The organism is Paenibacillus mobilis, assembly GCF_058267595.1.
The window spans coordinates 58,781-80,706 of the sequence record NZ_JBZCMS010000015.1 but is presented as its reverse complement, the minus strand read 5'-3'; the positions used below and the strand labels follow the sequence as shown (position 1 = coordinate 80,706).

At 45.2% G+C, this 21,926-nt stretch carries 36 protein-coding genes; 2 read left to right on the top strand and 34 right to left on the bottom strand.

Annotated elements, in window-relative coordinates:
* Window positions 1-112: 112 nt before the first annotated feature.
* From AC3ZPD_RS20875 to AC3ZPD_RS20710, 34 genes are all read right to left on the bottom strand, one after another.
* The gene (locus AC3ZPD_RS20875) at window positions 113-409 is read right to left on the bottom strand and encodes a hypothetical protein (protein ID WP_490986204.1); all 297 of its coding nucleotides are present in this window, start codon (window positions 407-409) and stop codon (window positions 113-115) included.
* 62 nt (window positions 410-471) lie between these two features.
* Entirely contained in the window at window positions 472-876 is a 405-nt protein-coding gene (locus AC3ZPD_RS20870) for a phage structural protein (protein ID WP_490986203.1), read from the bottom strand.
* A 13-nt stretch (window positions 877-889) separates the two neighbouring features.
* Window positions 890-1,894, bottom strand: coding sequence for a DUF3383 family protein (locus AC3ZPD_RS20865; RefSeq protein ID WP_490986202.1), 1,005 nt, complete (start codon window positions 1,892-1,894; stop codon window positions 890-892).
* Complete coding sequence (locus AC3ZPD_RS20860; RefSeq protein ID WP_490986201.1) at window positions 1,881-2,375, bottom strand: phage neck terminator protein; 495 nt, start codon at window positions 2,373-2,375, stop codon at window positions 1,881-1,883. The genes AC3ZPD_RS20865 and AC3ZPD_RS20860 overlap by 14 nt, the downstream gene beginning before the upstream one ends.
* Window positions 2,362-2,706, bottom strand: coding sequence for a hypothetical protein (locus tag AC3ZPD_RS20855; protein ID WP_490986200.1), 345 nt, complete (start codon window positions 2,704-2,706; stop codon window positions 2,362-2,364). Before AC3ZPD_RS20855 ends, AC3ZPD_RS20860 begins: the two co-directional genes overlap by 14 nt.
* 2 nt (window positions 2,707-2,708) lie before the next feature.
* The gene (locus AC3ZPD_RS20850; RefSeq protein WP_490986199.1) at window positions 2,709-3,170 is read right to left on the bottom strand and encodes a phage virion morphogenesis protein; all 462 of its coding nucleotides are present in this window, start codon (window positions 3,168-3,170) and stop codon (window positions 2,709-2,711) included.
* 32 nt (window positions 3,171-3,202) lie between these two features.
* Window positions 3,203-3,736: a phage gp6-like head-tail connector protein gene (locus tag AC3ZPD_RS20845; protein ID WP_490986198.1), complete on the bottom strand. Its 534-nt coding sequence runs from the start codon at window positions 3,734-3,736 to the stop codon at window positions 3,203-3,205.
* Window positions 3,711-4,037, bottom strand: a complete 327-nt coding sequence (locus AC3ZPD_RS20840) for a hypothetical protein (RefSeq protein ID WP_490986197.1) — start codon at window positions 4,035-4,037, stop codon at window positions 3,711-3,713. Before AC3ZPD_RS20840 ends, AC3ZPD_RS20845 begins: the two co-directional genes overlap by 26 nt.
* Window positions 4,038-4,065: 28 nt before the next feature.
* Window positions 4,066-5,259 carry a phage major capsid protein gene (locus tag AC3ZPD_RS20835; RefSeq protein WP_490986196.1) on the bottom strand — a complete coding sequence of 398 codons (1,194 nt, stop codon included), beginning with the start codon at window positions 5,257-5,259 and terminating at the stop codon, window positions 4,066-4,068.
* Between the two features lie 41 nt (window positions 5,260-5,300).
* Entirely contained in the window at window positions 5,301-5,885 is a 585-nt protein-coding gene (locus tag AC3ZPD_RS20830; RefSeq protein WP_490986195.1) for an HK97 family phage prohead protease, read from the bottom strand.
* Complete coding sequence (locus AC3ZPD_RS20825; RefSeq protein WP_490986216.1) at window positions 5,827-7,179, bottom strand: phage portal protein; 1,353 nt, start codon at window positions 7,177-7,179, stop codon at window positions 5,827-5,829. The genes AC3ZPD_RS20830 and AC3ZPD_RS20825 overlap by 59 nt, the downstream gene beginning before the upstream one ends.
* Window positions 7,180-7,221: 42 nt before the next feature.
* Window positions 7,222-8,955 (bottom strand): terminase large subunit, encoded by a 1,734-nt coding sequence (locus tag AC3ZPD_RS20820; RefSeq protein WP_490986215.1) that lies wholly within the window; start codon window positions 8,953-8,955, stop codon window positions 7,222-7,224.
* Between the two features lie 34 nt (window positions 8,956-8,989).
* Window positions 8,990-9,595: a P27 family phage terminase small subunit gene (locus tag AC3ZPD_RS20815; RefSeq protein WP_490986194.1), complete on the bottom strand. Its 606-nt coding sequence runs from the start codon at window positions 9,593-9,595 to the stop codon at window positions 8,990-8,992.
* A 147-nt stretch (window positions 9,596-9,742) separates the two neighbouring features.
* A complete protein-coding gene (locus AC3ZPD_RS20810; protein ID WP_490986193.1) occupies window positions 9,743-10,102 on the bottom strand; it encodes an HNH endonuclease signature motif containing protein in 360 nt (119 codons plus the stop codon).
* Window positions 10,103-10,368: 266 nt separating this feature from the next.
* Window positions 10,369-10,914, bottom strand: a complete 546-nt coding sequence (locus AC3ZPD_RS20805) for a site-specific integrase (RefSeq protein WP_490986192.1) — start codon at window positions 10,912-10,914, stop codon at window positions 10,369-10,371.
* Window positions 10,915-11,259: 345 nt separating this feature from the next.
* The gene (locus tag AC3ZPD_RS20800) at window positions 11,260-11,643 is read right to left on the bottom strand and encodes a hypothetical protein (RefSeq protein WP_490986191.1); all 384 of its coding nucleotides are present in this window, start codon (window positions 11,641-11,643) and stop codon (window positions 11,260-11,262) included.
* 1 nt (window position 11,644) lies between these two features.
* On the bottom strand, window positions 11,645-11,821 hold the full coding sequence (locus AC3ZPD_RS20795; RefSeq protein ID WP_490986190.1) for a hypothetical protein: 177 nt from the start codon (window positions 11,819-11,821) through the stop codon (window positions 11,645-11,647).
* A gap of 211 nt (window positions 11,822-12,032) precedes the next feature.
* On the bottom strand, window positions 12,033-12,305 hold the full coding sequence (locus AC3ZPD_RS20790) for a hypothetical protein (RefSeq protein WP_490986189.1): 273 nt from the start codon (window positions 12,303-12,305) through the stop codon (window positions 12,033-12,035).
* A gap of 93 nt (window positions 12,306-12,398) precedes the next feature.
* Window positions 12,399-12,785: a hypothetical protein gene (locus AC3ZPD_RS20785; RefSeq protein ID WP_490986188.1), complete on the bottom strand. Its 387-nt coding sequence runs from the start codon at window positions 12,783-12,785 to the stop codon at window positions 12,399-12,401.
* Window positions 12,782-13,210, bottom strand: a complete 429-nt coding sequence (locus AC3ZPD_RS20780) for a hypothetical protein (RefSeq protein WP_490986187.1) — start codon at window positions 13,208-13,210, stop codon at window positions 12,782-12,784. Before AC3ZPD_RS20780 ends, AC3ZPD_RS20785 begins: the two co-directional genes overlap by 4 nt.
* A 142-nt stretch (window positions 13,211-13,352) precedes the next feature.
* Complete coding sequence (locus AC3ZPD_RS20775) at window positions 13,353-13,784, bottom strand: YopX family protein (protein WP_490986186.1); 432 nt, start codon at window positions 13,782-13,784, stop codon at window positions 13,353-13,355.
* 97 nt (window positions 13,785-13,881) lie between these two features.
* Window positions 13,882-14,127: a hypothetical protein gene (locus AC3ZPD_RS20770; protein ID WP_490986185.1), complete on the bottom strand. Its 246-nt coding sequence runs from the start codon at window positions 14,125-14,127 to the stop codon at window positions 13,882-13,884.
* 53 nt (window positions 14,128-14,180) lie between these two features.
* Window positions 14,181-14,477: a hypothetical protein gene (locus AC3ZPD_RS20765; RefSeq protein ID WP_490986184.1), complete on the bottom strand. Its 297-nt coding sequence runs from the start codon at window positions 14,475-14,477 to the stop codon at window positions 14,181-14,183.
* 38 nt (window positions 14,478-14,515) lie between these two features.
* Entirely contained in the window at window positions 14,516-14,725 is a 210-nt protein-coding gene (locus AC3ZPD_RS20760) for a hypothetical protein (protein WP_490986183.1), read from the bottom strand.
* 43 nt (window positions 14,726-14,768) lie between these two features.
* Window positions 14,769-15,209: a hypothetical protein gene (locus AC3ZPD_RS20755; protein WP_490986182.1), complete on the bottom strand. Its 441-nt coding sequence runs from the start codon at window positions 15,207-15,209 to the stop codon at window positions 14,769-14,771.
* Window positions 15,210-15,282: 73 nt separating this feature from the next.
* Entirely contained in the window at window positions 15,283-15,600 is a 318-nt protein-coding gene (locus AC3ZPD_RS20750; protein WP_490986181.1) for a hypothetical protein, read from the bottom strand.
* A 91-nt stretch (window positions 15,601-15,691) separates the two neighbouring features.
* The gene (locus AC3ZPD_RS20745) at window positions 15,692-15,922 is read right to left on the bottom strand and encodes a hypothetical protein (RefSeq protein WP_490986180.1); all 231 of its coding nucleotides are present in this window, start codon (window positions 15,920-15,922) and stop codon (window positions 15,692-15,694) included.
* A 32-nt stretch (window positions 15,923-15,954) separates the two neighbouring features.
* Window positions 15,955-16,242: a hypothetical protein gene (locus AC3ZPD_RS20740; protein ID WP_490986179.1), complete on the bottom strand. Its 288-nt coding sequence runs from the start codon at window positions 16,240-16,242 to the stop codon at window positions 15,955-15,957.
* On the bottom strand, window positions 16,235-16,849 hold the full coding sequence (locus AC3ZPD_RS20735) for a hypothetical protein (protein ID WP_490986178.1): 615 nt from the start codon (window positions 16,847-16,849) through the stop codon (window positions 16,235-16,237). The genes AC3ZPD_RS20740 and AC3ZPD_RS20735 overlap by 8 nt, the downstream gene beginning before the upstream one ends.
* Window positions 16,850-17,125: 276 nt before the next feature.
* Window positions 17,126-17,611 (bottom strand): RNA polymerase sigma factor sigma-70 region 4 domain-containing protein, encoded by a 486-nt coding sequence (locus tag AC3ZPD_RS20730; RefSeq protein ID WP_490986177.1) that lies wholly within the window; start codon window positions 17,609-17,611, stop codon window positions 17,126-17,128.
* 744 nt (window positions 17,612-18,355) lie between these two features.
* Window positions 18,356-19,258, bottom strand: coding sequence for a DnaD domain-containing protein (locus AC3ZPD_RS20725; protein WP_490986176.1), 903 nt, complete (start codon window positions 19,256-19,258; stop codon window positions 18,356-18,358).
* 66 nt (window positions 19,259-19,324) lie between these two features.
* The gene (locus tag AC3ZPD_RS20720; RefSeq protein ID WP_490986175.1) at window positions 19,325-19,468 is read right to left on the bottom strand and encodes a hypothetical protein; all 144 of its coding nucleotides are present in this window, start codon (window positions 19,466-19,468) and stop codon (window positions 19,325-19,327) included.
* Between the two features lie 14 nt (window positions 19,469-19,482).
* Entirely contained in the window at window positions 19,483-19,776 is a 294-nt protein-coding gene (locus AC3ZPD_RS20715) for a helix-turn-helix domain-containing protein (protein WP_490986174.1), read from the bottom strand.
* A 55-nt stretch (window positions 19,777-19,831) separates the two neighbouring features.
* Window positions 19,832-20,023, bottom strand: a complete 192-nt coding sequence (locus AC3ZPD_RS20710) for a helix-turn-helix transcriptional regulator (protein WP_490986173.1) — start codon at window positions 20,021-20,023, stop codon at window positions 19,832-19,834.
* Between the two features lie 142 nt (window positions 20,024-20,165).
* Between AC3ZPD_RS20710 and AC3ZPD_RS20705 the strand changes: the two genes are divergently transcribed.
* Window positions 20,166-20,498 (top strand): helix-turn-helix domain-containing protein, encoded by a 333-nt coding sequence (locus AC3ZPD_RS20705; RefSeq protein WP_490986214.1) that lies wholly within the window; start codon window positions 20,166-20,168, stop codon window positions 20,496-20,498.
* 15 nt (window positions 20,499-20,513) lie between these two features.
* Window positions 20,514-21,728, top strand: coding sequence for a tyrosine-type recombinase/integrase (locus AC3ZPD_RS20700; protein ID WP_490986172.1), 1,215 nt, complete (start codon window positions 20,514-20,516; stop codon window positions 21,726-21,728).
* The last annotated feature ends 198 nt before the right edge of the window (window positions 21,729-21,926 follow it).

The window sequence follows — 21,926 nt, the reverse complement described above, 5'->3', positions numbered from 1 at the left end:
CAGAGCGGCATTGGCTTCTGCAATGTCGTCTTCGTCCATGGATTCCAGGTCCGAATAAGTTATGCTCATATCGGATAAGAGTAACCGCCAATAGCTCCAGTTTCTTCTAGCCCTATTCTTCGCTTCCTTCTTGGAGATCACTCGAATCGTCCCCCTGCCCAGAGATAAACGCATACGCTGCATTAATCACTTCGCTGTATTCCTGGTAGTCGTCAAAGTCGTCGATTTTCATTTTCGGATCCACGACCACATACTTCAAAATTTCTTCAGACAGGCGTTCTTCGGACACAACGCCGAATTTGTTTTTGGCTGCGTCATTAATTTTGGAGACGGTTCGGACGCCCGGATGCTGAAAAGTGTAGCTTCTCTCCGATTTAGATACATACGTTTTTTGTTTCATAATACTCATGATTAACAATCCTCTCTTAATTTAAATTTTTTATTTGATAAAATTCACAAGCGCTTGGTTTTTTAGTTGATTTCAGCGTCCATCAACTGAAGCTCATATTCCCGGTCTTCCGCTTCGTTCCCATAAGTTCGTGTCGCAGGCTTTTTAATAAAAGCCTCGCTGCTGCTGATCGTTTCCTTCGGCGTCCCGTTGTAAATAACGGAAACCGAAACCATTTCTCCGGTTTTAGCCAGTTTGTCCATGTAGGATACTTGTGGACTGGTCGCCAGAAGCGTTACGGTCAAGGTCGCCAAGGGATTGTTTACCTTCGTACGAACGGTATCGCCTTGCGACCCCACTTTAACCGTCCAGTTATCTTCATCTTTCTCGTATTCCGCCATATCCTCGGAGAATCCTGTCAAATAGGTCCCGCCAACAATGACGGTAAGATCCATAGGATCGTAGGTCGTGGATGCTTTTGCTGCCATTCAAGTTTCCTCCTTAGTAGCTCACAAGGCCGCGAATCGTCGCTTCGTGAATCGCACCTGCAAGCTCAAATTCAAAGCTTCCGCCGTTATATTTACGGGAAGCCCGCTCTTCCGCCGTGGTATCCTGCCGTGTCTTAAAAGAGGTGCTGTATAGGCCGATGCCGTCACCGTCCGTTGCAATGATTCCCTGTTTCAGACAGCGCTGCAGCACGGTTTGTACCGTGCCCTCAATCTGAGCGATACCGGCATTGTCATACCCAATTTTTTGATTCCGGGCATTGTTAAACAGCTTCTGAACGGCATATTCAATGCTGTAAATCGTGAAGTGCTTGGCATGGATCACGTCAATATACTCCCCGCCGGACGTCTTCCCTTCGCTTGTTACCGGGTCACCGGCCTTTCGTACATACGTAATGGCTCCGGCACTATGAATTTCCTGCAGCTCGGCTGCGCTGATATCTAGAGGTTCCACCCCAACTAGCCGCTGACCCTTCCAGGTAATCGACCCGACCAATTTGGAACCCGCCTCGCCCACAAGTGCCGCTTCCGGATAATTGTCCACGGTCGTATGGTAAAACACGGTCGTATTTTTATATTTTCTTCCCTTAATGGTTGCTGCGTCGGCCAAATCGTTCACGCTGCAGAAGAACTGTTTACTATCGTTCTCTTCGACCGCATCCGCAATTGCTGTGATATTTTCGGCCGTTGAACTTGTGCAAACCAAGAAATAAAAATCCTTATCGAACACCAACGGCAGGAAGTCCGTCCAAGTATCTTCTGTCTTTTTGGTCATGACCGCCAGTTCATCTGGGCGATTTTCTTGGCTGAAAATAGCCGCGGCTGCCTTGTATATTTCAGTGCCTGTGTTGTAATCAACCTTGACGGCGTCCAAATCCGTATAAGTTTTATAGTCTGAGCCGGTCGAGCTGCTGCCGATAATGAGCGGTTTGCCGAACCCGATTAACGGGGTCGGTTTCTTAATGTCAATAATCACATTGACGTCTTTAGGCTGTGCCAAGTCCTTCAACTCCTTTTATATTGGCTGAATCGATATAACCTGTTTCGGTCTCTGTCACATCTACGGTCCTGAACTCCACGTCAAATCCTTGCCGCCGTTCCCATTCCACGCCAATGTTTACGTCCCGGTTTTCAACCTCACCGACACTGACCACCACGACATCCAAGCTATCCTTCAGGTGGAGACGTCCCGGCCCTTTGAACCAGTCCTGAGCCTTCAACGCCTTTTCGATAGAATCCGCTTTGTCGTCTGCATAAGACAAAAAAGAGACCATGAAATTGACGGCCCCCTCTTGCCTTTTAATACTATCCAATTGTTCAAATGCCGGGAATCCTTGTGGTTCAAAGCCAGGCGTAAAGTCATACGTCATAAACGAACCGTCCGGCATTTTCCCGCCTCCGTTCATTTCAATGACCTTTAAATCGAGGTACGCTGCCAGTCCCTGAATGATGGCTGATCGGATCGCTTTAAATGGAATCATGAACAACCTTCGCCTCCAGCATGTATTTATTGACGTCGCTATAATCCCGCGGGTCAGGGGATACAATGGTGTATTGCATCCCCTGATAGGCAATGACTTCGCCGGATTCATGCTTGTTCGCCGTATAAAGGACCCGATCATCTTCGGTATACCTGCCCCCCTCGGCCTGCTTCAAGTTCTGGCTGATAGGCTGGATATGCCCTCTCAGGAACTCTGGAGTTTCCGCTGCCTCCTTCCAAACGCCGTCTGCGTCATAATCCCCATCGCCTAAACGGATTACCTGATAGGTGACTTCATATTTTTTTAGCATTCTGCCGAAGCGAAACCTCAACGTTATCCCCTCCTGGTAATTTTGTAGGAAAGTGAATCCCTAAGCTTCTGTTCCTGAACCAGCAGCTTCCCGTTCTTTCTCGTTTTCGCATATCTTGCCGATAACGGAGGGTTACGAATGGCATCAAAGTTTTTGAGTGTCCGCTGAAGGGCAATTTCCCCCAGCTTAGTAAACAATCCATGTACAGTTTCATTCTTTTGGACAATGGCATTCACACCGGAACGGGCAACCTTACCCGCTGCAGCTCGCGCCTTATTTCTCCCCGTTCGGATAAAGGAACGGGCAGGGATGCCCATTTTAACGCTTCCAAATTCGTGAACTCCTGCAATCATGGCAATTTCCTGGGAACCGCTTTGGTCTGCAGCTGCTCCAACGTGTACCTCATATTTGCTGATCTCTTCCATGCTCTTCATAATTGCAGGAAGGAAGGTCTTTTCCGTAACGGTGACGCCCGCACGCTGCATCCGCCGTCTTCTTGATCTTGGCATGTTTCACCTCATATATCCGGACGGACATAGGGAGCCAAAAGCGATTTAACCGCTAAAGGCATGTCCATCTGATTGACATCGTAAGTAATCGAAATGTCCCCAACTCGTTCTGAGCTAACGCCAGGTTCTTTTTGTAAGTGCATGACCAACATGATACAGGCAAATTCTAGTGGTTCAGGCAGCGTAGCTGGTTGCTCGTCTGTAACATCTTCCGGAAGCACATAACCTGCTGTGTAGTTGACTGTGATTTCCCTTGTCCCTGGGGGCCATCCCTTCTTACGATACAGAATTCCGTCCCCCAGGATCTCGATTTCATCCAGTTCACCCTCACCTGAATAAGCAGCTACCGTTTCTACCGGATAGTTAGGCAGCCGGATATAGCCCCCTGGGAGGCCGCTGACTTTATCGATGTAAGCTTGTTTCTTGAATTTGCGTTTACACCAGTTTTCAACGGCCGTAGAAGCTACAGCAAGCAGCATGGATAGTTCGGATTCAGGCATTTCAGGAAGAAAGATTTTAGCTTTCTGAATCGTTGTTAGCATCCGCATTCCCTCCGGATGCCTGAAGGTCTTCCAGCGCCTTCAGGGCTTCTTTTTTGCCCTTTACCGTGTCCCCATTTGGCAGTTCATACATGCCACCGCCAAGGCTCTTAAGCTCGTCCTTGTTCTCAAGGTCAAGACTGTCAGGGGTAGCGGATTCTTCGACTTCCCCAATAAATCCTCGGCCAATAAGCAGGGAAAGACGTTCCTCATCGTCGCTGCTGTATGGTTTTCCAACCGTGTACTTTTTTCCACTGATTTTATCCCTGAACGGTTTTAATACTGTGTATTGAATCCCTTCCACTTAGAACCCTCCATTCTCATATTTTCGATCAGACCGTAGGCGTGATGTCCAATTTACCATAAACCACAGCATCCGAATCCCAGAACTTAATATCGTCCCGGATGACTGCCCGCAGCTCAGTTGTACGGCGTCTCCAGGCGTCTCCACCCTCCGTCGTCGTATCCAGTTCGTAAAATTCCCTACTGAAAAGCGTTACCGCCTCTTTCAGATCTCCAATAATAAGCGGCGCTGTATTCCCCGTTGTATCACTTGGCAGGTAACGGTTAGAGGCAACAATAATTGGCCGTCCTTTGAACAGTTTGCGTCCCGCCTGTGTGATATCATCGGTGAGCAAGTAACGGCCTTGACTGTCCTTTTGCTGATCCATCCAGTCATAGCCGTCCTGGTTTGTAAGGATTGAGGCAGTTTGTCCGATAGATGGGTCCAGCGTGACGTTCAGAATGCGACGGATATCATCAAAATTCTCAAGATTCTCTGCCGTCATGGTTTTAAGCAAGGCCGTAATCAAAGTGTTCCGGGTAACGACTGCTTTTTTCCCAATCCATTTTGAAATATAATTCAGCAGGTTTTGGTCCGTGTCTTGCAGCAGGTTGTTGGTAATCGGGAGGAATCCGCCCCGGTCTTTCAACTTATAGTCCACAGGTTTAAATTTGGGGCCGTCGATCTCTTCCAAAGAATCGTATTCATTGAGTTCCAAGAATGGGGTCATGGAGCCGTAGGCTTCCAAAATACGCGTTCCGGAAAGGGCCGTGACGTTCTCCACCGAAACATACTGGGACAAATCATCCAAGCTGCGGATAACCTGATTAATTCTGGTTTGAACGTCTTTAGGGACAAGGATGCCCAGGTCTCCATCCGGAATAGCCGGGTTGGTTTCCCCTTCATTAAGGACGGTCCGGCGTTCGTATTCAGAGATTACACTTCGTTGATCTGCAGTGATTGGCTTACGCCGCAGGCCGCGAAGGAAAATGCTGGTATATTCCGTTTCCAGTTCTTTAAAGTCACGGGATTCTGGGGATTTAGGTTGACCGTCCAAGGGATCTCCGTCATTATAGCTTTCGGATTCCTCCAAGGAACGCTGAACCTCAATTTTCTTCTGAAGCGACCGGACATCCTTCATTCTTTTTTCGGCTTCGTCCACTTTCTCCTGTCCCATCAGGCTCCGGACCTCCGCTTTCATTCCTTCCAGTTGGTCCAGTAATGCTCTCAATTCTTTGCTCATGTTCTACCTCCAAGAGTTATTTTGACAATAAAAAAACTCGGTCATAATAGATCGAGTTCGAGTGCTATTTTTCTTTTCAAATACTCGCCAGCTGCTGCCCGATGTTCGGATTTCTTGAATTCGGAAAGTGAACGTGTAGCGACTGAGTTTTCAGGATATGCCGGAAAAGCAACGGGTGAAATTTCGTAAAGTTCTGCGTTAAGAACCGTTCTTCTATAAATCTTCTTCCCGTCCTCGCGTTCCTCAGAAGACCATTTGTCCTTGGTGACGGCCATCCCAAAGGATACGCCGTCTACGTCTCCTCGCTTAATGAGTTCCCAAGCATCATTCCCCGCCGTTGTATTGGGGATATCAAGTTCAAAACGAAGTTCCGTTGAAGAATCTTCTAACCTTAATGAGCCGCTTTTCGTATTTCCAAGAACTTGGCTTGTATCATGAGACCACAACCCAACTACACCACGGGTTCTAATGCTCTCAGAAAAAGCGCCGGAAGCAATCTGTTCGACAAAAGTATCGCCCCACCAGTCTGTCATTTCAGCAGAGTCGGTATCATACTTGATCGCACCATTAATGGTTCGTTTGCTGTCCTCCCCCTCCGTCGCTCTGATCGTCAGTTTGACTGCCATCGTCCGAATTTCCTGTTTCGTCGTCATTTCCGGTTGACTTTGTTCCTTGTCCAGTTCCTTCACCTCCCTTCATGTATTGCTGGCCAGCCATTTCAAGCGGAATAAAGTTCCCGTTCGCGTACAAACGGTCTCCGCCCGGCTGATCCGGCATATCTTCCTTTCTTCTCGCCTCATTCGGGGTAAGAAAACCGCCTTGGATAGCAGTCCGATAAGCTTCATAACGTGTTTTAAGATCCGTTCTCAGGATGCTGTCCACATTGAATTTTGTATAAATTCTAGCTTTCAACTCTCGCTCTAAAAACAGCTTAAACGTCAATTCCTGCTCATACCCAACCAGAATAGCCGCCGTTGTTTCCGAGTAAAAGGCTAATTGCAGTTGTTCAACGTTATTAAATGTCCCTTGGCTTAAATCGTTGAGCTGGTGCATCTTAACGCCGAACAAATTGGCAAGCTGACGGATAGTAAGATTGTTCGTTTCAAGGAATTGGGCATCGGCCATGCTTAATGACATGGGCACAAAGGTATAACCTACAGGCATAAGCGCAATTCGATGACTATTTTTCAAGCCGCTAGACATTTTTTCGAAATTGTCCTGAAACACTTTTTTCTGCGGCTCATCCATAGAGCCGGTGTATTGGATCAACCCTTTTACCTGCAAGCCTTGCTTGTAAAAATTGTTTATGAATGCTGCTGCAGCGCCTGCATTTTCAACAGTCATACGAAGGTAGTCCAAGGGACGAATGCCAATTAATCCGTCCAATGTTACGCTGCCTTTAAAGTGCAGCATTTCATGAACCGGAACTTTGCGTTTTTCTCCCTTGCCAGTGTCCACTTCATACCAGAGCTTGGTCTTGCTATTTAAAACATTTGCATCGTCCACGACGACTTTCACTTTGCTTGCATCAATCGGCCACAAAGCGACTACTCGGCCCGTCTTTGGGTCAAATTCGATGTTCGCATAAGCGTTACCAAAGCTTCGCTGTGCCTCTATGCACTTCCAAAAGTCTGAGGCAGACATGAGTGGATTTGGCCTAAGCTTTAAAATGGGATAAAGATAATGATCTACCGATTTGCCCACACCATTTTCATCTTCCTGATAGATTTTTAAGGGAAGCTTAGAAATCGCATCTGAAAGCACACGAACACAGGCATAAACGGTATCAATTTTAAGAGCATTCCATCCTTTCGTGTTAATTGATCCCGGTGGTGTATCAAGTCCCAGGAGTTCAAGAAGCCGTCTGTCTTGAAGACCAATTTTTTCTGAATTTCGCCATTCCAAACCGAAATTTAACATTCTTCGGATTAATCCTTGTCTTCTCACATGTTCACCCCCTCCCTATCCCCAAAGTTTGCCTAAGAAATCATCCGTTGCGAAATTGGAAACATCGACGATTTTATCTGCCAAAGACAGCGTGATTTTATGGCTGTCCATAACAGCGTCAACGGGGTCGATCCGTTTGGTCTTAGCGCCAGGTTCCTTATCGATTTTGATTTCTCCAAAGCTATTGGCAACAACCTTGGCGTTAGCCATGGACCAAGTAAGCAGCTTATTGTTCCGGTTATAAATGACATTACCTGCCTCAGTCTCCAACCTAAAGTCTTCCGTAGCGTCACTCAGGCTCCGGGCGCTCTGTTTGATTTCAATACAGTCAACGCCGAACTCTTCAAGGTCAGACAAAAAGGCATCAGCGTTATGTGGGTCATAACCGATACCTTTCAATTTGAGGTCATATTCCTCAATAACTCGTTTGTAATACTGAATAATGTACTTATAGTCTGTCTTCACCCCGCCAAGCGTCTCTGTGACGGTAATAAGTCCATCCCTTACCCACATGTCATAAGGGGCGTTGTCTGATTTCACATGCTCGGCAACCCGCGCCTTGGGCATAAAGCTATGGGATTCAATGAAATACTTACGTTCACCCTCCATATCGAGTGGAAACTCCAGATTTCCGGTTGTTAAGTCTCCGCCAGAAGATAAGTCAAGTCCCATGTAGCATTCTTTTCCCCTCATATCTTCAAGCGACATATCAGAAGCACATTTCCGCCAATGCTCCATGTTCATGTACTGTCCGTCTGCGAACTGCACCCAGATATTCAGGGATTTTGTCATGAAATTACGCAATTCCTCGCCCTGCATCTTTCGTGCTTTGGTCGCATCATCCCGCAAGCTTTCAAGGGTCTGATCGGTCCAAAGGGGATTAGCCTTTGGCCAGTTCGCTTCATCCCAAATATCGTCGTCTTTGTCGAGTTCACAAATGAAGACGAACTGCTTGTCGTCCACATGGTCACCAGCGACAACCATTTTGCAGTATTCGTACAGCTCGTAACATGGTGAATTGAGTTCAAAGCCTGCGGTTGTAATGACCGATATCAAGCATTGCTTCAGCTTCTTTGTTCCATCTGACAGCAGCTTATACATTTGGTTGGTCTTATGCTTGTGATATTCATCGACGGAAGCGAAATAAGGCCGGAAACCGTCAATCGTGTCCGTGTCCCGTCCCAGGGCTTTGATTTCTCCACGGGTTAGGTTACAAAGGATTGTGCTCTTGTATTCCTTGATCGAAAATAGCCCGTCTTCATACTCGTTGCCGCCTAACTCTTCATCGGCATTAATAAACTTGAAGCATTCCTTCAAGACAATCCTTGCCTGAGCCTCTTTGGTTGCCGTGCAATAAATTTGCGGGTAATTATAGCCGTCGAAATTGCCATAGTAAAGCGTAGGAACCGCATTCCCCAACGATTTTCCGTTTTGCCGGGCAACCTGCACATAGCTTGTGCGAAATCTCCGGTAACCCTCCAGAGTTTCCCATCCGTTCCAGCTGCCGAAAATGAAGTCCTGAAAGCCCCATAATTGCAGCAGACGCTCTTCTTCCCCTTCGGCCAAGGTCAGCGATTCGGCAAAATCGATAATCTCATGTGCCCGATCCGGATTAAAAACATAGGGGAAATCCTTGGTACCCTGCCGATCAAGGTCGCGCAGGTGGCGTTCGCAAGCCTGACGCTGCGTTTTACCTGCGATAATCCGGCCCGAAACAACCTCTTTGGCATAGGACGTTACCCTATCCAGCTCTGCAGCTGTGTTATAGGGATAAATTTGGGGGTTAGCCAATCCGATTCGCCCCGTTAAACTTCCCAAACTTACTTGGCGGCTTGTCGTCCTTCTTGGCTTTCGGGACGTTCTTCACTTTGGATGAAGGATTCAGGAATAAACGATCCTGCATTTTCAGGAGCATGTCCATTTTCTTATTGACGGCCGTTTCAATCTTCAGCGCTCCTTCAAGGGAAGCAAGTTGAGACAAGTAAAGTTGGGCTTTTACCTCCACCGCAAGCACTTCTTCAATTTGTGTAAAGAAATTGTGGAATACAGATTCATCTATTTCTATAGCCTTAATCTTCTGGTACTGCGCTAACAGGTACTCATATTCCGAGTACGTCTTGCAGTACATAGCAAGTAATCCAACATCGGAACTGGTTAGCAGCTCTGCTCCTTGTTTTGCCGCTTCCTTGTATTCCTTCAGTGCCTGTTTCCAGTGAGCAAGGGCTATTACATCGGATTTTACAAAGGCAGGAGGCCGCAGTTTATCCAAGTCTGCTTTCCCAAGCTTCACCTCCGCCTCTTTACGCTGGCGAATTTGTTCTTTGGTCAGCCGATTTGGATTACCTTGTGCAATGTGCAAATCAACCGGTTTTGCGTCTCTCCCCATCATATCCGCCTCCTTTCCGAAAATCTCAAAAAATCTATAAAACGAACTTTTGCGCGAATTTAGAGGGGGCGCGGTCTATTGATAAGCCTAAAAAAAGGATTTTACCCACCCCCGGGGGCAGGGACGTCCGGCGGCGACCTGTAAAAAGGGTCAGCGCTGGGCGTTGCCGAATCCTCCGTCCTCTTTCGCTGTCTTGGTGGAGTGGCACGACGCGCATAGCGGCTGCCAATTCTCCTTATCCCAAAACAATTTCATATTTCCTTTGTGAGGAATGATATGATCCACAACCGTTGCGGCTCTAAGCTTCCCGGCCTCGATGCACTCTTTGCAGATAGGATTGGCAGCCAGGAAAGAGGCTCTCGCAGCTCTCCATTTATGGTCATATCCTCGCTGCGCTGCCGTGCCTCGCTGCCTGTCTGATACGATCTTTAATCCGGCATGTTGCTCACAATAACCGCTGTCAGTGATGGATTTACAACCTGGGTGGCGGCAGAATTTTTTCAGTGCCATGTCCATTCAGTCCCTTATGAATAAATATTCATGGACTCGATCAATGCAGCAACAACAAAAAGCCCCTTTAAAAACAAGGGGTTTCTCGATTATATGCCTTTTAATCTGGGTCTATTTTTTAATCAATTCTGCATGTTTTGCATAAATCATGAGTTATCCATATCTTAATAGAGAGCATAACTGCCCTAACCTCAAAATCCCCTTATAAATCAAGGTTTTATTACACCTTCAGGAATTGAGTTATATACTCCTAAAATATGAATAACTCATAGGCCGAAGCGTCTCATTGCGTTGTCCATCATGTCTTGATCCATGCCAATGTATCTTTCTGTAATGGACTTGTCTGAATGATTCAGCAGCCTTTGAACAAGCACGATATCTTTGGTCCGTTGGTAAAGGTGATAACCAAACGTCTTCCGAAGTGTATGGGTCCCGATATCTACCAGACCAACATGTTTGGCCGCTTTACGCATGACCTTATAAGCCATGTCCCTTTTTATCGGATTGTTCTTTCCACCTTGCCGGGATTTAAATAAGAAGTCGTTTTCATCCATTTCAGCGGTGTACTTTCTTATTTCCCGTTTTAGAGTTGGGTTGATTTCAAGGAACTTCCGTTTCTTCGTCTTCATTTCGTACATAATGAGCTGATCCCCGGTAACATCCTTTACTCTCAGTTTAAGAATGTCTTGAATTCTCAATCCAGTATTAATACCGAAAACAAACATCATGTAGTTTCGATAACTCTGATCCATGAGGAATAGTTTGATTTCATCTATCGTTTCCTGATCCCGGATTGGCTGGACAAAATTCATGTCTCCACCTCAATCAAAATGAAAAAAGTGCCGCTCCCGGAGGAGCGGCTATATAAAGGTTATGAATACCAATTTTAATGGGCACCGGTTTCAAATTATTTTGAGTCGCTTTTCGGGCACAAGGCTCTGAACCTCCGAGTTACTTACGGATACCGCGCCTACTTTCCCGTCTACTTCGCCTTTCGGCGGCATTGCCCCTTCAGGCAACTTTTCACACGACCTATGTAGAGCTGCAAAGGCAGCACCCCGGCAGCTCAGTTGTCAAGGAACAAAATAAGACACAGGTAATTTCTACCTGTGTCTACTTTAGCCCCGTACAACCGTCATTGTTCCGTCATGTTCCCGTCAATTTACCGTCAATAATTTGTGTCCTGAAAGTTTAAGACATTCGGCTATCGTTTCTACTCCTTCGTCAATTTTACGATCAATCGTTCGCTCACCAAAATCAAACTTTTGAACAGTAATTGACCATCGTTTTGATTTTAAATACCGGTCCTCCAAAACATCCCTGACTTCTTTATCTATAATCAAATTTAAGCCGCGCTCAATATCTAAAGTAAGATTAGAATAATGCTTAAGCGTTTCTGCCTCGATTTGATTTAGTTCTGGTTTGGCTTCCAGACCTTTGACTATGGACTGCATTTTGGGGTATTGGGTCAGTATCAACCGGACAGCCATCTTTTCAGCAGCAGTCACTCTTGGGAAAAGCTCCATCTGTCCCATAGCCAAATCACTCTCCACCTTTTCTTAAATATTTCCTGCTCCTCGTTTGCTGGGAGGCTGTGATTGCAGTTTCAAATTTATTCTTTGGATCTGGCCGTTGGTCAGCTCCGATTTTTTTGCAGTGTTCCTTAACTTGTTCCGGCGTCCATTGCTTGGTTTCCATTCCTTTTGTCAGGTCAATCATGCTGTCTGTCCCTCTAAGATGATCGGCTGACCGGTCTTCCAATCAATCAACACCGAGCATACTTGTTCCCCGACTACCTGGACGTGATCTTCGTCATCCACTGGATTTTCGCAGCTCGGGCAGCCTGTTTTTTCTTCGCCGTAAAGTTCATAGAAGCTCATTCCACAATGAAGACACTTCATTTTAAATTTTGTGAATTCCACGTCCGTTCTCACCCCTTACCCTTTTTGTGAGCTTCATTGATAAATCTGCTTATCTGGTTACAAGTTTCAGCTTCGCCTCCAGACAGCCATTCCATCGTTTGAGCCTCTGGTCTTGCAAGCTTCCTCCCCATGCAGCTTTCGGCGGTCTCGACAAGATCACGGTAACGCGGAATTTGCCATTCTTCCATTTCAAAATGCCAGGGCTTCGTCTCATCGTAGTAATCCAAATCAATCCACACGATTCGGCCCCGGCTATTCCGACCTTTGTATTCCAGATTCATGCCTTTTTCCTCCTTCTCTTTCTGTAACTATTCGTTCGTGGAGAGCATTATTTCTTTTAGCCCTGCGGGACCGGACATGGTTGCAGGGCTTTTTTATGCTTCCCGCCCTCTTTCGGGATAAAGGAAACTAAGTAGTGCAGCGGCCGAATTAATCCGTCTATCCAGTTCTTGTCTTGGAAAGTCAACAAGCGGCGCATGTGCAATTGTGGTAAGGAGGCTTTTCAGCTGTTGTTCACGACTACCTGCATAATCGAGTAATAAGTTTGTCCGCCACACTTGTTCACGCCAGATTTCCAGTAGTGCTTCTGCCTTCTCTGCCCGTTCTCTTTCTGCTTTAGCCTGTTGGAGCCAATAAATCGCTATTTGATAAGGACTTGATTCTAGTGTTGGTCTAAATCCTAATTGCTCAGATTGTTTGATTCCCTCTTCGAATATTTCCATATCCTTCTGCCAGTCACGGGCATTGTCTTGTTTAGTCATTCGATTACCTCCAAATCCCGAACATCTACACTTCTCACATATGAGTTTCCGGCAAATTTAACGTAAGCTTCAACACCACGTACCTCTCCGTTACCAACTTCTGTATCTGGCTTGTATCTCACCTTATCTCCCGGCTTAATGCTCGGTAAGGGGAGAGGATCGGAATCGAATGCGCCATTCCGTATTTCAACCGCAATTGCCTTTGCCATCTCTTGCATCTCTATGCTTCCGGCTTCCTCCGCAATTTCATCCAATGTGACCTCAGCAAGAAATTCATCATCAATTCGTTCTCGTTCGGCATCACACTCAGATTTATAAATAATAGCAAGACCTAAATCATCTGTATAAGCGCTGTCGCCGTTTGGATAATACAAGAACTCAGTTTGTCCTTTGTCGTTGTTTCTAGCGATTATATATTTGCTCATTTACTCTCTCCCTCTCCAGATACGGTAATAAGCGCCGGTATTAACATCGCCCATAACGGGATTGCACTTCGAGCGATTATAATTCCAACGGATACAGCAAGAGCTGTGGCTGCCCAAACAATGGCATATGTTGTTGTTATTTTCATGTGTTACTCTCTCCCCCTAATAGGTGTGGATGGTCGTATATGTTGCCGATGACAGCAATTGAACCTGGTTGTCGAGCATAAATACCAAGGGGCGAATCTGCTATCCTGTAGCCATCGCTATGATCGCTATGTGCGACCAATCTCCAGCAGAAATCCTTAAACTCAATGACGTTTATATGGGTTTTATCTCCATCATGAATTCGGTGAGAGGATTCGACTATATCCCCTTCATAGATTTCCTTTCCTGACTTGTCTTGGAGTCCAGTATATTGACCTACTGTTTCTGGATCAACCTGCACTGAAGTAAATCTGTTTACGATAATGAAATGATCAACGTGTTCAAACATCGGTATTTGCAATCTGGAGTAATCTCCATACACCCACTCACCATTGTCTGCTCGCTTAGCTCTGAGTTTTATTGGTCTCATATATCTTGTATCCTCCCTGTTATTGGCCTTGGCTCGGCCCCCGTCTTCGACTGGGTGATTCGGTCGGTATCGGAGGCCTTCGGCCATTATACAAACGTTACTGGTTCTTCCTTCTCTTCGTCGAACACAGCAATCCGCTGTACCCAGCAAAAAAATGCGGATCATGCCGTTCTATACGCTCAACGGCCATTCTTGCTCGATTGGTGATAGACCTAACCGGAAGCGGAAGGTTCAGTGCCTCTCCAACCCGCTCCTCATTAGCAAAGTAGGATAATTCTTGAATGGCGAAAGCAAGCAATTTGTAAAGCTGATAAGTTTCCTCGTCTTTATCGACCAAAGCCAATTCATCCAATCTCCTTCCTACACTTAATGAGTCTAATGTGCCTTACGTTCGGACTACGCACCAACCTGGATACGGTATTGCGTTAACATGATTCGTTTTAACATTCGCCCTGACGCTTTAATGTCGAATCCACCAAAGCGCTCGATTGACATTTCCCAGCCTGATTCCAAGAGCTTAGCCCCAAACAGTGCATTCCCCTTCACTGGATACGTCACGTACAAAAATACCCTGCCATTAAACTCCTGAGTTCCGAATAATGGGTCAATCTGTGCGGCGGCTGCCTCCTTACTCCAATACTGCTTCAATTTTTCGGCGTCAGGTAATTCAGTATCTCTTTTTGCCAATTCCATTTTTATTCACTCCTTCGCTTTTTATTTTCTGGTTCCAATTACTCCACTTCTTTCAGGTACTCTCCGTTATTATCAAATGTGATCATCCGTCCAGAGTCGTCCGTGATTGCATCAACATGTCCGTAACCATAGCCAGTGACAAGTTTTCTGGTTCGCTCAATTTCCGCATCCTTGAGCATCGCAGGTGATTCCTCAATCCAAACGCATTTCCCACCAGAGTAATATTTCGTCTTGAAAATTTTTGGCATTGTATTAGCTCCTTATTGGTATTTGTGATGCTTAACGTTCGAACTACGCAGTAACCTCTTGCTGGATGAAGTATTCCGTCAACTCATCAATTTCATCAGTAATCAAGTCAGCAAATCCGTACATGACATCGAACTCGCCGTTCGGAAAGTCCTCTTGGTATATGACGAGGTGCTTTCCTTGCCCTTTCGCATATCCAGCTTCGAGATGTGCCGATTTACCAGCAGGCAAGATCAGAAGCACGGCTTCAGCCCAATCCAACCATTTCTTATCTTCTTTAAACGCCCTACTGACTGGTGGGAAATTGAATATGCTAACGGCATTGTGTTCCGAAAGGTTTGCAGGGAGCTGATCGAAACTAAAAACGAAACGTCCTGCTGATGTGTCACAAAAAGCATCGACCTCGTGACCCTCAGACTCCAAGATTTCTTTCAAGCTTTTCACCAACACTGCATTTTTCCATGAAGATGCAAGATAAATTTTCATATATTTTCTCATCCTTTCTTACTTCGCAATATGTGTCTACTGCGCATTATTGGTATTTGCGGCGTAACACCGATTAAGCTTCTAGCCCGTCACTGCTGTACTTCAATTCCGTAATCTCAGCTGCGCAATCATTGTCGGACATGGTTTCAAGCAGGGATTCTTCATAACCGATTTCACGGAGCAGTTGCCGATCATCCCTTATTGCATTAATGTCACACACATCAAATTCAATGTCGATATAATCCCATTCATCATGATCCATTAGGTCAGCCTTTTTAATTGCAGCCTCCTCAACATCAGGATCACCAATCCCGCTAAATTCACCTTCTACCGCCACCTTTACCTGGTATGATTTTGTGATGGACAATTCCACTTCGTATTGTTTTTTCATAGTTAATCTATCTCCTTTTATTTGGTATTTGTGGCGTATGCCGCTATCAAATCGACCGAATATGCTTAACGTAGTAGAGGCCGGGGAGGGGTTATTCCTCCCCACTGGCATAATCTCGAAGAACATCCATAATTTCATATTTGTTTCCAAATACAAGGACTCCGACAATATCATCTGGCAATTCGTCTTCGTATTCCCAAGACCGGTTCAATCCCTTATGGCCGTGATCCGTCCGAACGTATTCCTTTTTTATTGTTTTACCGTTAAATTCAAGAGTTTCTGTCATTCCTGCTGCAGTAATTTCACGTGTAAATTTGTTCACCTATTATTCCTCCCTTTTCTCCATATAGGGGATCAATCTTCGGCCTTTTCGTAGAGTTCAAACAGTTCAGCCGCATCTTTAACATAAACATCAATCGTTATATCACCGTGAATATGGTGATCCAATTCAAATGTGTAGTAAGGAGGATTGATATAATTTGTTCCAACAGCATAAACTTCAAATATTGCTCCAGGCTCAATCCAGACCGGATCATGTTCAACTTGGTCTGTACTATCCCAGTACCATTCGAATTGATACCAGTCCTTTAGTTTGAGCTTGTCGCCTGGCTGAAAGGGTAGGTTGTCAAGGATACTACTCATTCCCCTCACCTGTTCCTTTCAAATCCGATGTGGCAATCAATGCTTCATCTGCAATTCGCCGTGGATTAATGCGTTTAGTCATCCATATTTCAAGCCCATATTGATCAAATGTCCTTTCCCATTCGCCGCAAAGGATGCTATTTAGTGCTTCTCTGGCTTCTTCAAGTGCCTTACGGAGTCTGTTCGCCTCACGTTCAAACCCAGCGGCCAAGGTGTGATTGTCCGTCGCCAAGGCTTGGAATTTATCCAAGTGCCGCCGCAATTCCGCCGCTTCGTGCTCTGCTTTAAGATATTGCTTATCGGCATTTTCAAGATTCTTGGATAAGATCGTGTTTCTTTCTTCCAAGGCATTTATGACTACGTCCTTCTCGGCAAGCAATGTCCCAACGTCCACCCGTTGAAGGAATTCTGGTGCGAACGATCCAGTGAAGCCTTCAAGAAAAACGGAATCCTGCGCGTAAACTCCTTCTCCCCTGGTGAACTGATCCGTTTTACAAACCCAAAGCTTTCCTTCGTTATTCGGATTACGTGCTTCTATGCAAGTGTGCATTACAACCAATTCGCCTTTCTTTAAAGGCTCAGTTTCCCGGTATCTTGGTTCTTTCATATCCGTTTATCTCTCCTTTATGGGTTATGCCCTTAAAATAATGAAAGCTGCACCGGATCGACCAACTCCTGCACTCTCTCCACTGCAAAATGATCCCAATTCGAGGCAGGAAAGCAGCTCGCACCTTTGGCGGATCTAAAATAAACAACCTCCAAACCGCTTGGAATAATGGCCCGTAAGACCAACCTTACCGGACCTGGAGAAACATCGATAAGATCATGAGTCCAGTTGCCAGGTGCAGATGCTTCAATCTCTGCTATTAAGGCCATACACTCTTCATGGGTTAGTTTCCTGGGCATACTTACCCTCCCACCATTCATTATTCCTGGATGATCCCACTCCCAAGGCAATCGCCATTCGGCAAACGTCCATCCTCGACCGGCCCAGTATTTGGGCTACCTGCGTCCTGGTATGGTTCTTGTAATGTTTAAGCATCCATTCACGTTCTTGATCCGTAATGACTAACTCTTCAAGCGGTGGCGCTTCAGGTTCAATTCTCGGACCCATTAGGCCAGTGAATGTTTTCTTGACTCGGTGTATTTTATCCGGTTCGCATTGTAATCTGTCCATGCCCGTAGTTGGGATGAGCGTCCCCGACTTCCGCAGCCGAGATAAGGTATTTCCATACGCCCGCGTGCTGATCCCCAACTTTTCGGCGGCCTCTTGCTTCGTTAGACCTTCAAAATAAGCCACCAGGAATCGATGCTCACTACGTGTAATTTTATTAAGACTTCGAAGCTTATCCAGCTCCATACCGTTCATGGCCGTTCGCCTCCTTGTTCGAGTTTTTAGTTGTCACCCAAGCAAATCCTCTACCTAATGCCCCTGAGTCCTCCATGAGGTACGAAAGCCCTTTCGGCGCAAACGCATCCGTCTGAACACGTAACAGGCCGAACCGTGTAGCAACTGCTCCAAATCCTGCTAGATTCGCATCAGGGTTAACATAGAGAACGATTCGTGGTAACTGCCTGCCCTTTCTTAGCAGCTCCCTTAGCGGTTCTTCGATTAGCCCTTGGGCCTTTGCTGAAATTAGCGCTGTTGGCTTGTCCATCGTTTGGTCGTCCTTTCGCAAATAGATTAAGCTGCTGCACCTTGTATCCGCATTTTGGACAAACAAAATGGTCCTTTTCGACCTCTGCCATATCGGCAGCGCATTCCAAGCAGACAAGGATCATCCGTTCACCTTCTTTTCCAAAACAACCAGTTCGGCAGGTAAAGCCTGATTTAGTACAATGTCGTTCACCGACCGGCTGTAAAACGGGATGTACCGAAATTTGCTCCGCTCTTGCTCGGCATACACGTAACCTGCCGGTTGCTCACCGTCTGCTACTGGACAACCTAGGGCTGTGCAGCGTGAAGCGGATAGTAATATATCGCCTTCTGGCTTATACATCGTCCATTTGCCCTCATAGGTCCAATCGCCGTTAGGCAGTTGGATGTGTCGAGGAACGAAACAGGGCTTTCCAGATTTGAGCGCCTGCTCTCTACTGAGCCAATTGTGTTTAGCTATTCCTTTCCACCTGCCTTATCTCCGTTTTGCATCTGCTCGGCCATTTTCAGGAGCGCCGCGAACTCTTCATCAGACGGTTTATTTCCAGGTGATGTGTTTTCCGGTACAATTTCGGGCTTTGGCTTTTGACTTGCCCCCGAATTTCTCCGGTTCTGCTTCGGCGCTTCTTTCGTCCAAGGTTCATCGGTTCCGCTTGCTTTCCAGTTTTTTAATATCCCTTCAACGTAACCCCAATTTCGTTTGCCCTGGAAGACAGCTCTCTTCATGGCTTCACAGACCCATCTTTCGCCGTATGTGTCCACGCTGTCCCTGATCTTTTCACCAATTAGGGAACTAATTGTTCCAAATCCTTCACTTTCAAACAGCCTGAAAGGGTTGGTGACGACAACAGCATCTGGCGTGGTTGGTTGGTTATGGTTGTGTTGGTTGGTAACTGTTGGTTGTGTTGGTTGGTTGGTTGTGTTGGTTGGTAGCCCCGTGACTGGTTCGCCCGTCACGTTTTGGTCACGCGTGACATTAGCGTGACCTTCTTCGCGTGGTTCTGTGACTCCCTTTTCTTTGTTACGTGACTTCTGCTTTCTCAAACGGTTCTTCTCACGCTTGTCCACCAAGCGTCCTGCATATTCGTACCAATCATGAATAGATGTTTCATCATCCATGAACCCGGCGAATTTCAGTCCGTCTACAAGCTCTTCCGGCTCTCCAGCCCACATACAGGCGTCGGCAATATCGTAAGCGTCATACTCGGATAAATCCCCGTCCGGGGCGTAGTCCAAAGCCCACCACCACAAGAAGTGCAAGTGTCCGACCGCAGCCGGTATCGTAACACCCAATTTCCTAGCCAAGCGTTTCGTTTTAGGATGGCTCCCGAGCGCTTGGTGACTTTCAATCCAAGCCATGAAGTTAGATCCCTCCCTCTTTCCCTTTTCGAGGGACTTGTGATATAATTTTTCCGATAATATTTTTTAAAGCGACAATCTTCCGGCTACTAACCCGGAGGATTGTTTTCTTTTATTCCAGCGAATCATTGTTAATAATGCTGCATTTTGCAGAGCATTAATTTTCCTTTCTGAACTTAAAGAGTTCCAATATCCAGCTGTGATAAACATGGAATTCCTCCATCTTATTTTCTTGCTTCTTGTGACTCCATCCATTTATCCAGAGTGCTCAGCCGCACCCGGATTTGTGGACGTTGTGATTTAAGCGACCCAACCGGGAAGCTAGGAATCTGCCTCTCTTTGACCATCGTATAAAATGTCACTTTAGAGACCCCGATATATTCAGCTGCTTCATCAGCATCCAGCGTGGCGCACTTAATTCTGTTTTGATACATTTCATCTACAGCTTTTTTGGCCTCAGGAAGTATTTCGGCCATAATTTTGCTTTTGATTTCTTCGATAAAGTCAGTAGTTGACATTCCAAATACTTCCTTTCTTATCACAAATATATTGCAAATAATCACTATTTGTGATTTAATTGTTATAGAAAAGTTCTTCAATTGATTTTCCATAGAAATTAGCAACAACTATTTTGGTTTTATCACTTCCTTTGCGTTTACCAGTTTCCAACATCGCAAGCAGACCATACGAAATCCCCATTTCTTCAGCTGCTTCAGCGATAGTTAAGTTACGTTCTTTTCTTACTTTTTTTAAATTTTTATTCAATATAAGGCGCCTCCTTCCTCACATATGGTGATTTGTACTTTCATGTTATATCACCATTAGTGATAAGTCAAGGTGTTTTTTAGATGTATTAAAAAAAATATGTTGAACATTATCACTAAAGGAGATGCGAGTTTTGGATAGTATGACACTTGGTCAAAGAATAGCGGAATTTAGATTAAAAAGAAGTTGGAGCCAAGGAGATTTAGCCGAGAAAGTAGGGATGTCTACAAGTTCCATAGGAATGTGGGAAACAGATAAGCGCGATCCAAACAGCGTCATGATCATTAAGCTTGCAAATGTTTTCGGCGTCTCGTGTGACGAACTTCTTGGGAATTCTAATTCTACTAAAAACGAGGGGTTTACAATTAACGATCCCGAAATAGCCTCTCTCATAAATGAATTGCTTAATGCGAATAACCAACAGAAAGACGAGTTGATTCGTTACTGGAATTTCATGAAGATTAATCAAAAATGACAAGGAGGGTTTATAATGCCTTGGGTTGAGAAGCGAGCCGGAGGGTACCGTTTAGTAGTTGATCTTGGCCTTGATGAAATGGGAAATCGAATCCGAAAAACGCGAATGTTTCATACTACATCAAAGAAATTAGCGGAAAAAGAACTTAGCAAATTCGTTGTTGAATTAGAGAATAAGGGTTATGATTCGAATTCTTCTAAACGCGAAAAGTTAACAATTGATGAGCTTATTGATAAATATATTGAGCTATTTGTAATGACCGATTTAGAGATCACAACTCAAAATAATTACATTTACCAAATAGATGCTCATATAAGACCTGGTTTAGGAAAACTGAGATTAGATAAAGTTACTTCTCTGCACATAGTCGAGTTTTTAAAAGACATGAGAAGCATTAGAGATAAAGAGAAGCCAGCTGGTAACCAAACAAAAATATATGTGTATCGAATTTTAAGAAGTATGTTTCAAAAGGCTACTGAATGGTATGGCCTTGAAATAAATCCAATGGATAAAGTATCCCGACCTAAAGAAATAAAGCCCACTGGAGTAAACGTTTATGACGAACAGGAAGCTAATGAAGTCTTTAGCTACTTACAAAAAGAACCCATACAGTTCAGAGTGTTAGTCAGTCTTGCATTTACCACAGGGATGAGAAAAGCAGAACTACTGGGCTTAGAATGGGAACACATCAATTTTGAAAAATGCCTTATTAATATCAGACAATCAGTCCCAGCATATAAAGATCGTTTGCCAGTTATTAAATCCCCCAAAAACAAAGGCTCAGTCCGCACAGTATCTATTCCCTCGTCTGTAGCTGCCGAATTAGAGGAATATAAAAAAGTTTGGTTTAAATATAGGGATAAAAATATTTCTCAATGGAAACCCAATAATGAATTTATATTCTGTAATAAATGGGGGTTTCCATATTATCCCAAGAGCTTAGGAGACCAGTGGCGATCATTTGTAAAGAGAAACAAGATCAGACACATTAGATTTCATGATATTCGGCACACATCCGTAACGATACTAATTAACCGTGGTATACATGCAAAAATCATTTCTGAGAGAATTGGCCACTCTAAAATCGGAACTACAATGGATGTCTATGGCCATGTTATAAGAGCTGCTGACGCTGGAGCTGCTGCTCTGTTTGAGGAAGTGTTTGCAACTAGCACCAAAGCTCAGGAAGCTGCTGGTGGCATTAAGGGTGGCAAAAAAGGTGGCAAATGAAACTAGGTGGAAGATTTCAGTGTTTATCAGTATGTACTAGAAAGCTTTAAAGTCCTTATAAATCAAGCCTTTCCTACTTTAGTTTTATTACTGTTTACTATATTCCTGTCCTCTCCCATGATGGGTGTCCTGAGAATGGGCACCCGGACAAAAGCCCTTGTATTAAGGTTTTATACGAGGGTTTTTGTCCTTTTTTTG

What these genes read in the sequence shown, in the direction of transcription:
- AC3ZPD_RS20875 (WP_490986204.1), bottom strand. Translation starts at nt 409, where the DNA reads ATGAGTATTATGAAACAAAAAACGTATGTATCTAAATCGGAGAGAAGC.
- AC3ZPD_RS20870 (WP_490986203.1), bottom strand. Translation starts at nt 876, where the DNA reads ATGGCAGCAAAAGCATCCACGACCTACGATCCTATGGATCTTACCGTC.
- AC3ZPD_RS20860 (WP_490986201.1), bottom strand. Translation starts at nt 2,375, where the DNA reads ATGATTCCATTTAAAGCGATCCGATCAGCCATCATTCAGGGACTGGCA.
- AC3ZPD_RS20850 (WP_490986199.1), bottom strand. Translation starts at nt 3,170, where the DNA reads ATGCAGCGTGCGGGCGTCACCGTTACGGAAAAGACCTTCCTTCCTGCA.
- AC3ZPD_RS20845 (WP_490986198.1), bottom strand. Translation starts at nt 3,736, where the DNA reads ATGCTAACAACGATTCAGAAAGCTAAAATCTTTCTTCCTGAAATGCCT.
- AC3ZPD_RS20835 (WP_490986196.1), bottom strand. Translation starts at nt 5,259, where the DNA reads ATGAGCAAAGAATTGAGAGCATTACTGGACCAACTGGAAGGAATGAAA.
- AC3ZPD_RS20830 (WP_490986195.1), bottom strand. Translation starts at nt 5,885, where the DNA reads ATGGCAGTCAAACTGACGATCAGAGCGACGGAGGGGGAGGACAGCAAA.
- AC3ZPD_RS20825 (WP_490986216.1), bottom strand. Translation starts at nt 7,179, where the DNA reads ATGTTAAATTTCGGTTTGGAATGGCGAAATTCAGAAAAAATTGGTCTT.
- AC3ZPD_RS20815 (WP_490986194.1), bottom strand. Translation starts at nt 9,595, where the DNA reads ATGATGGGGAGAGACGCAAAACCGGTTGATTTGCACATTGCACAAGGT.
- AC3ZPD_RS20810 (WP_490986193.1), bottom strand. Translation starts at nt 10,102, where the DNA reads ATGGCACTGAAAAAATTCTGCCGCCACCCAGGTTGTAAATCCATCACT.
- AC3ZPD_RS20805 (WP_490986192.1), bottom strand. Translation starts at nt 10,914, where the DNA reads ATGAATTTTGTCCAGCCAATCCGGGATCAGGAAACGATAGATGAAATC.
- AC3ZPD_RS20795 (WP_490986190.1), bottom strand. Translation starts at nt 11,821, where the DNA reads ATGATTGACCTGACAAAAGGAATGGAAACCAAGCAATGGACGCCGGAA.
- AC3ZPD_RS20790 (WP_490986189.1), bottom strand. Translation starts at nt 12,305, where the DNA reads ATGAATCTGGAATACAAAGGTCGGAATAGCCGGGGCCGAATCGTGTGG.
- AC3ZPD_RS20785 (WP_490986188.1), bottom strand. Translation starts at nt 12,785, where the DNA reads ATGACTAAACAAGACAATGCCCGTGACTGGCAGAAGGATATGGAAATA.
- AC3ZPD_RS20780 (WP_490986187.1), bottom strand. Translation starts at nt 13,210, where the DNA reads ATGAGCAAATATATAATCGCTAGAAACAACGACAAAGGACAAACTGAG.
- AC3ZPD_RS20775 (WP_490986186.1), bottom strand. Translation starts at nt 13,784, where the DNA reads ATGAGACCAATAAAACTCAGAGCTAAGCGAGCAGACAATGGTGAGTGG.
- AC3ZPD_RS20765 (WP_490986184.1), bottom strand. Translation starts at nt 14,477, where the DNA reads ATGGAATTGGCAAAAAGAGATACTGAATTACCTGACGCCGAAAAATTG.
- AC3ZPD_RS20760 (WP_490986183.1), bottom strand. Translation starts at nt 14,725, where the DNA reads ATGCCAAAAATTTTCAAGACGAAATATTACTCTGGTGGGAAATGCGTT.
- AC3ZPD_RS20755 (WP_490986182.1), bottom strand. Translation starts at nt 15,209, where the DNA reads ATGAAAATTTATCTTGCATCTTCATGGAAAAATGCAGTGTTGGTGAAA.
- AC3ZPD_RS20750 (WP_490986181.1), bottom strand. Translation starts at nt 15,600, where the DNA reads ATGAAAAAACAATACGAAGTGGAATTGTCCATCACAAAATCATACCAG.
- AC3ZPD_RS20740 (WP_490986179.1), bottom strand. Translation starts at nt 16,242, where the DNA reads ATGAGTAGTATCCTTGACAACCTACCCTTTCAGCCAGGCGACAAGCTC.
- AC3ZPD_RS20735 (WP_490986178.1), bottom strand. Translation starts at nt 16,849, where the DNA reads ATGAAAGAACCAAGATACCGGGAAACTGAGCCTTTAAAGAAAGGCGAA.
- AC3ZPD_RS20730 (WP_490986177.1), bottom strand. Translation starts at nt 17,611, where the DNA reads ATGAACGGTATGGAGCTGGATAAGCTTCGAAGTCTTAATAAAATTACA.
- AC3ZPD_RS20725 (WP_490986176.1), bottom strand. Translation starts at nt 19,258, where the DNA reads ATGGCTTGGATTGAAAGTCACCAAGCGCTCGGGAGCCATCCTAAAACG.
- AC3ZPD_RS20720 (WP_490986175.1), bottom strand. Translation starts at nt 19,468, where the DNA reads ATGTTTATCACAGCTGGATATTGGAACTCTTTAAGTTCAGAAAGGAAA.
- AC3ZPD_RS20715 (WP_490986174.1), bottom strand. Translation starts at nt 19,776, where the DNA reads ATGTCAACTACTGACTTTATCGAAGAAATCAAAAGCAAAATTATGGCC.
- AC3ZPD_RS20705 (WP_490986214.1), top strand. Translation starts at nt 20,166, where the DNA reads ATGACACTTGGTCAAAGAATAGCGGAATTTAGATTAAAAAGAAGTTGG.
- AC3ZPD_RS20700 (WP_490986172.1), top strand. Translation starts at nt 20,514, where the DNA reads ATGCCTTGGGTTGAGAAGCGAGCCGGAGGGTACCGTTTAGTAGTTGAT.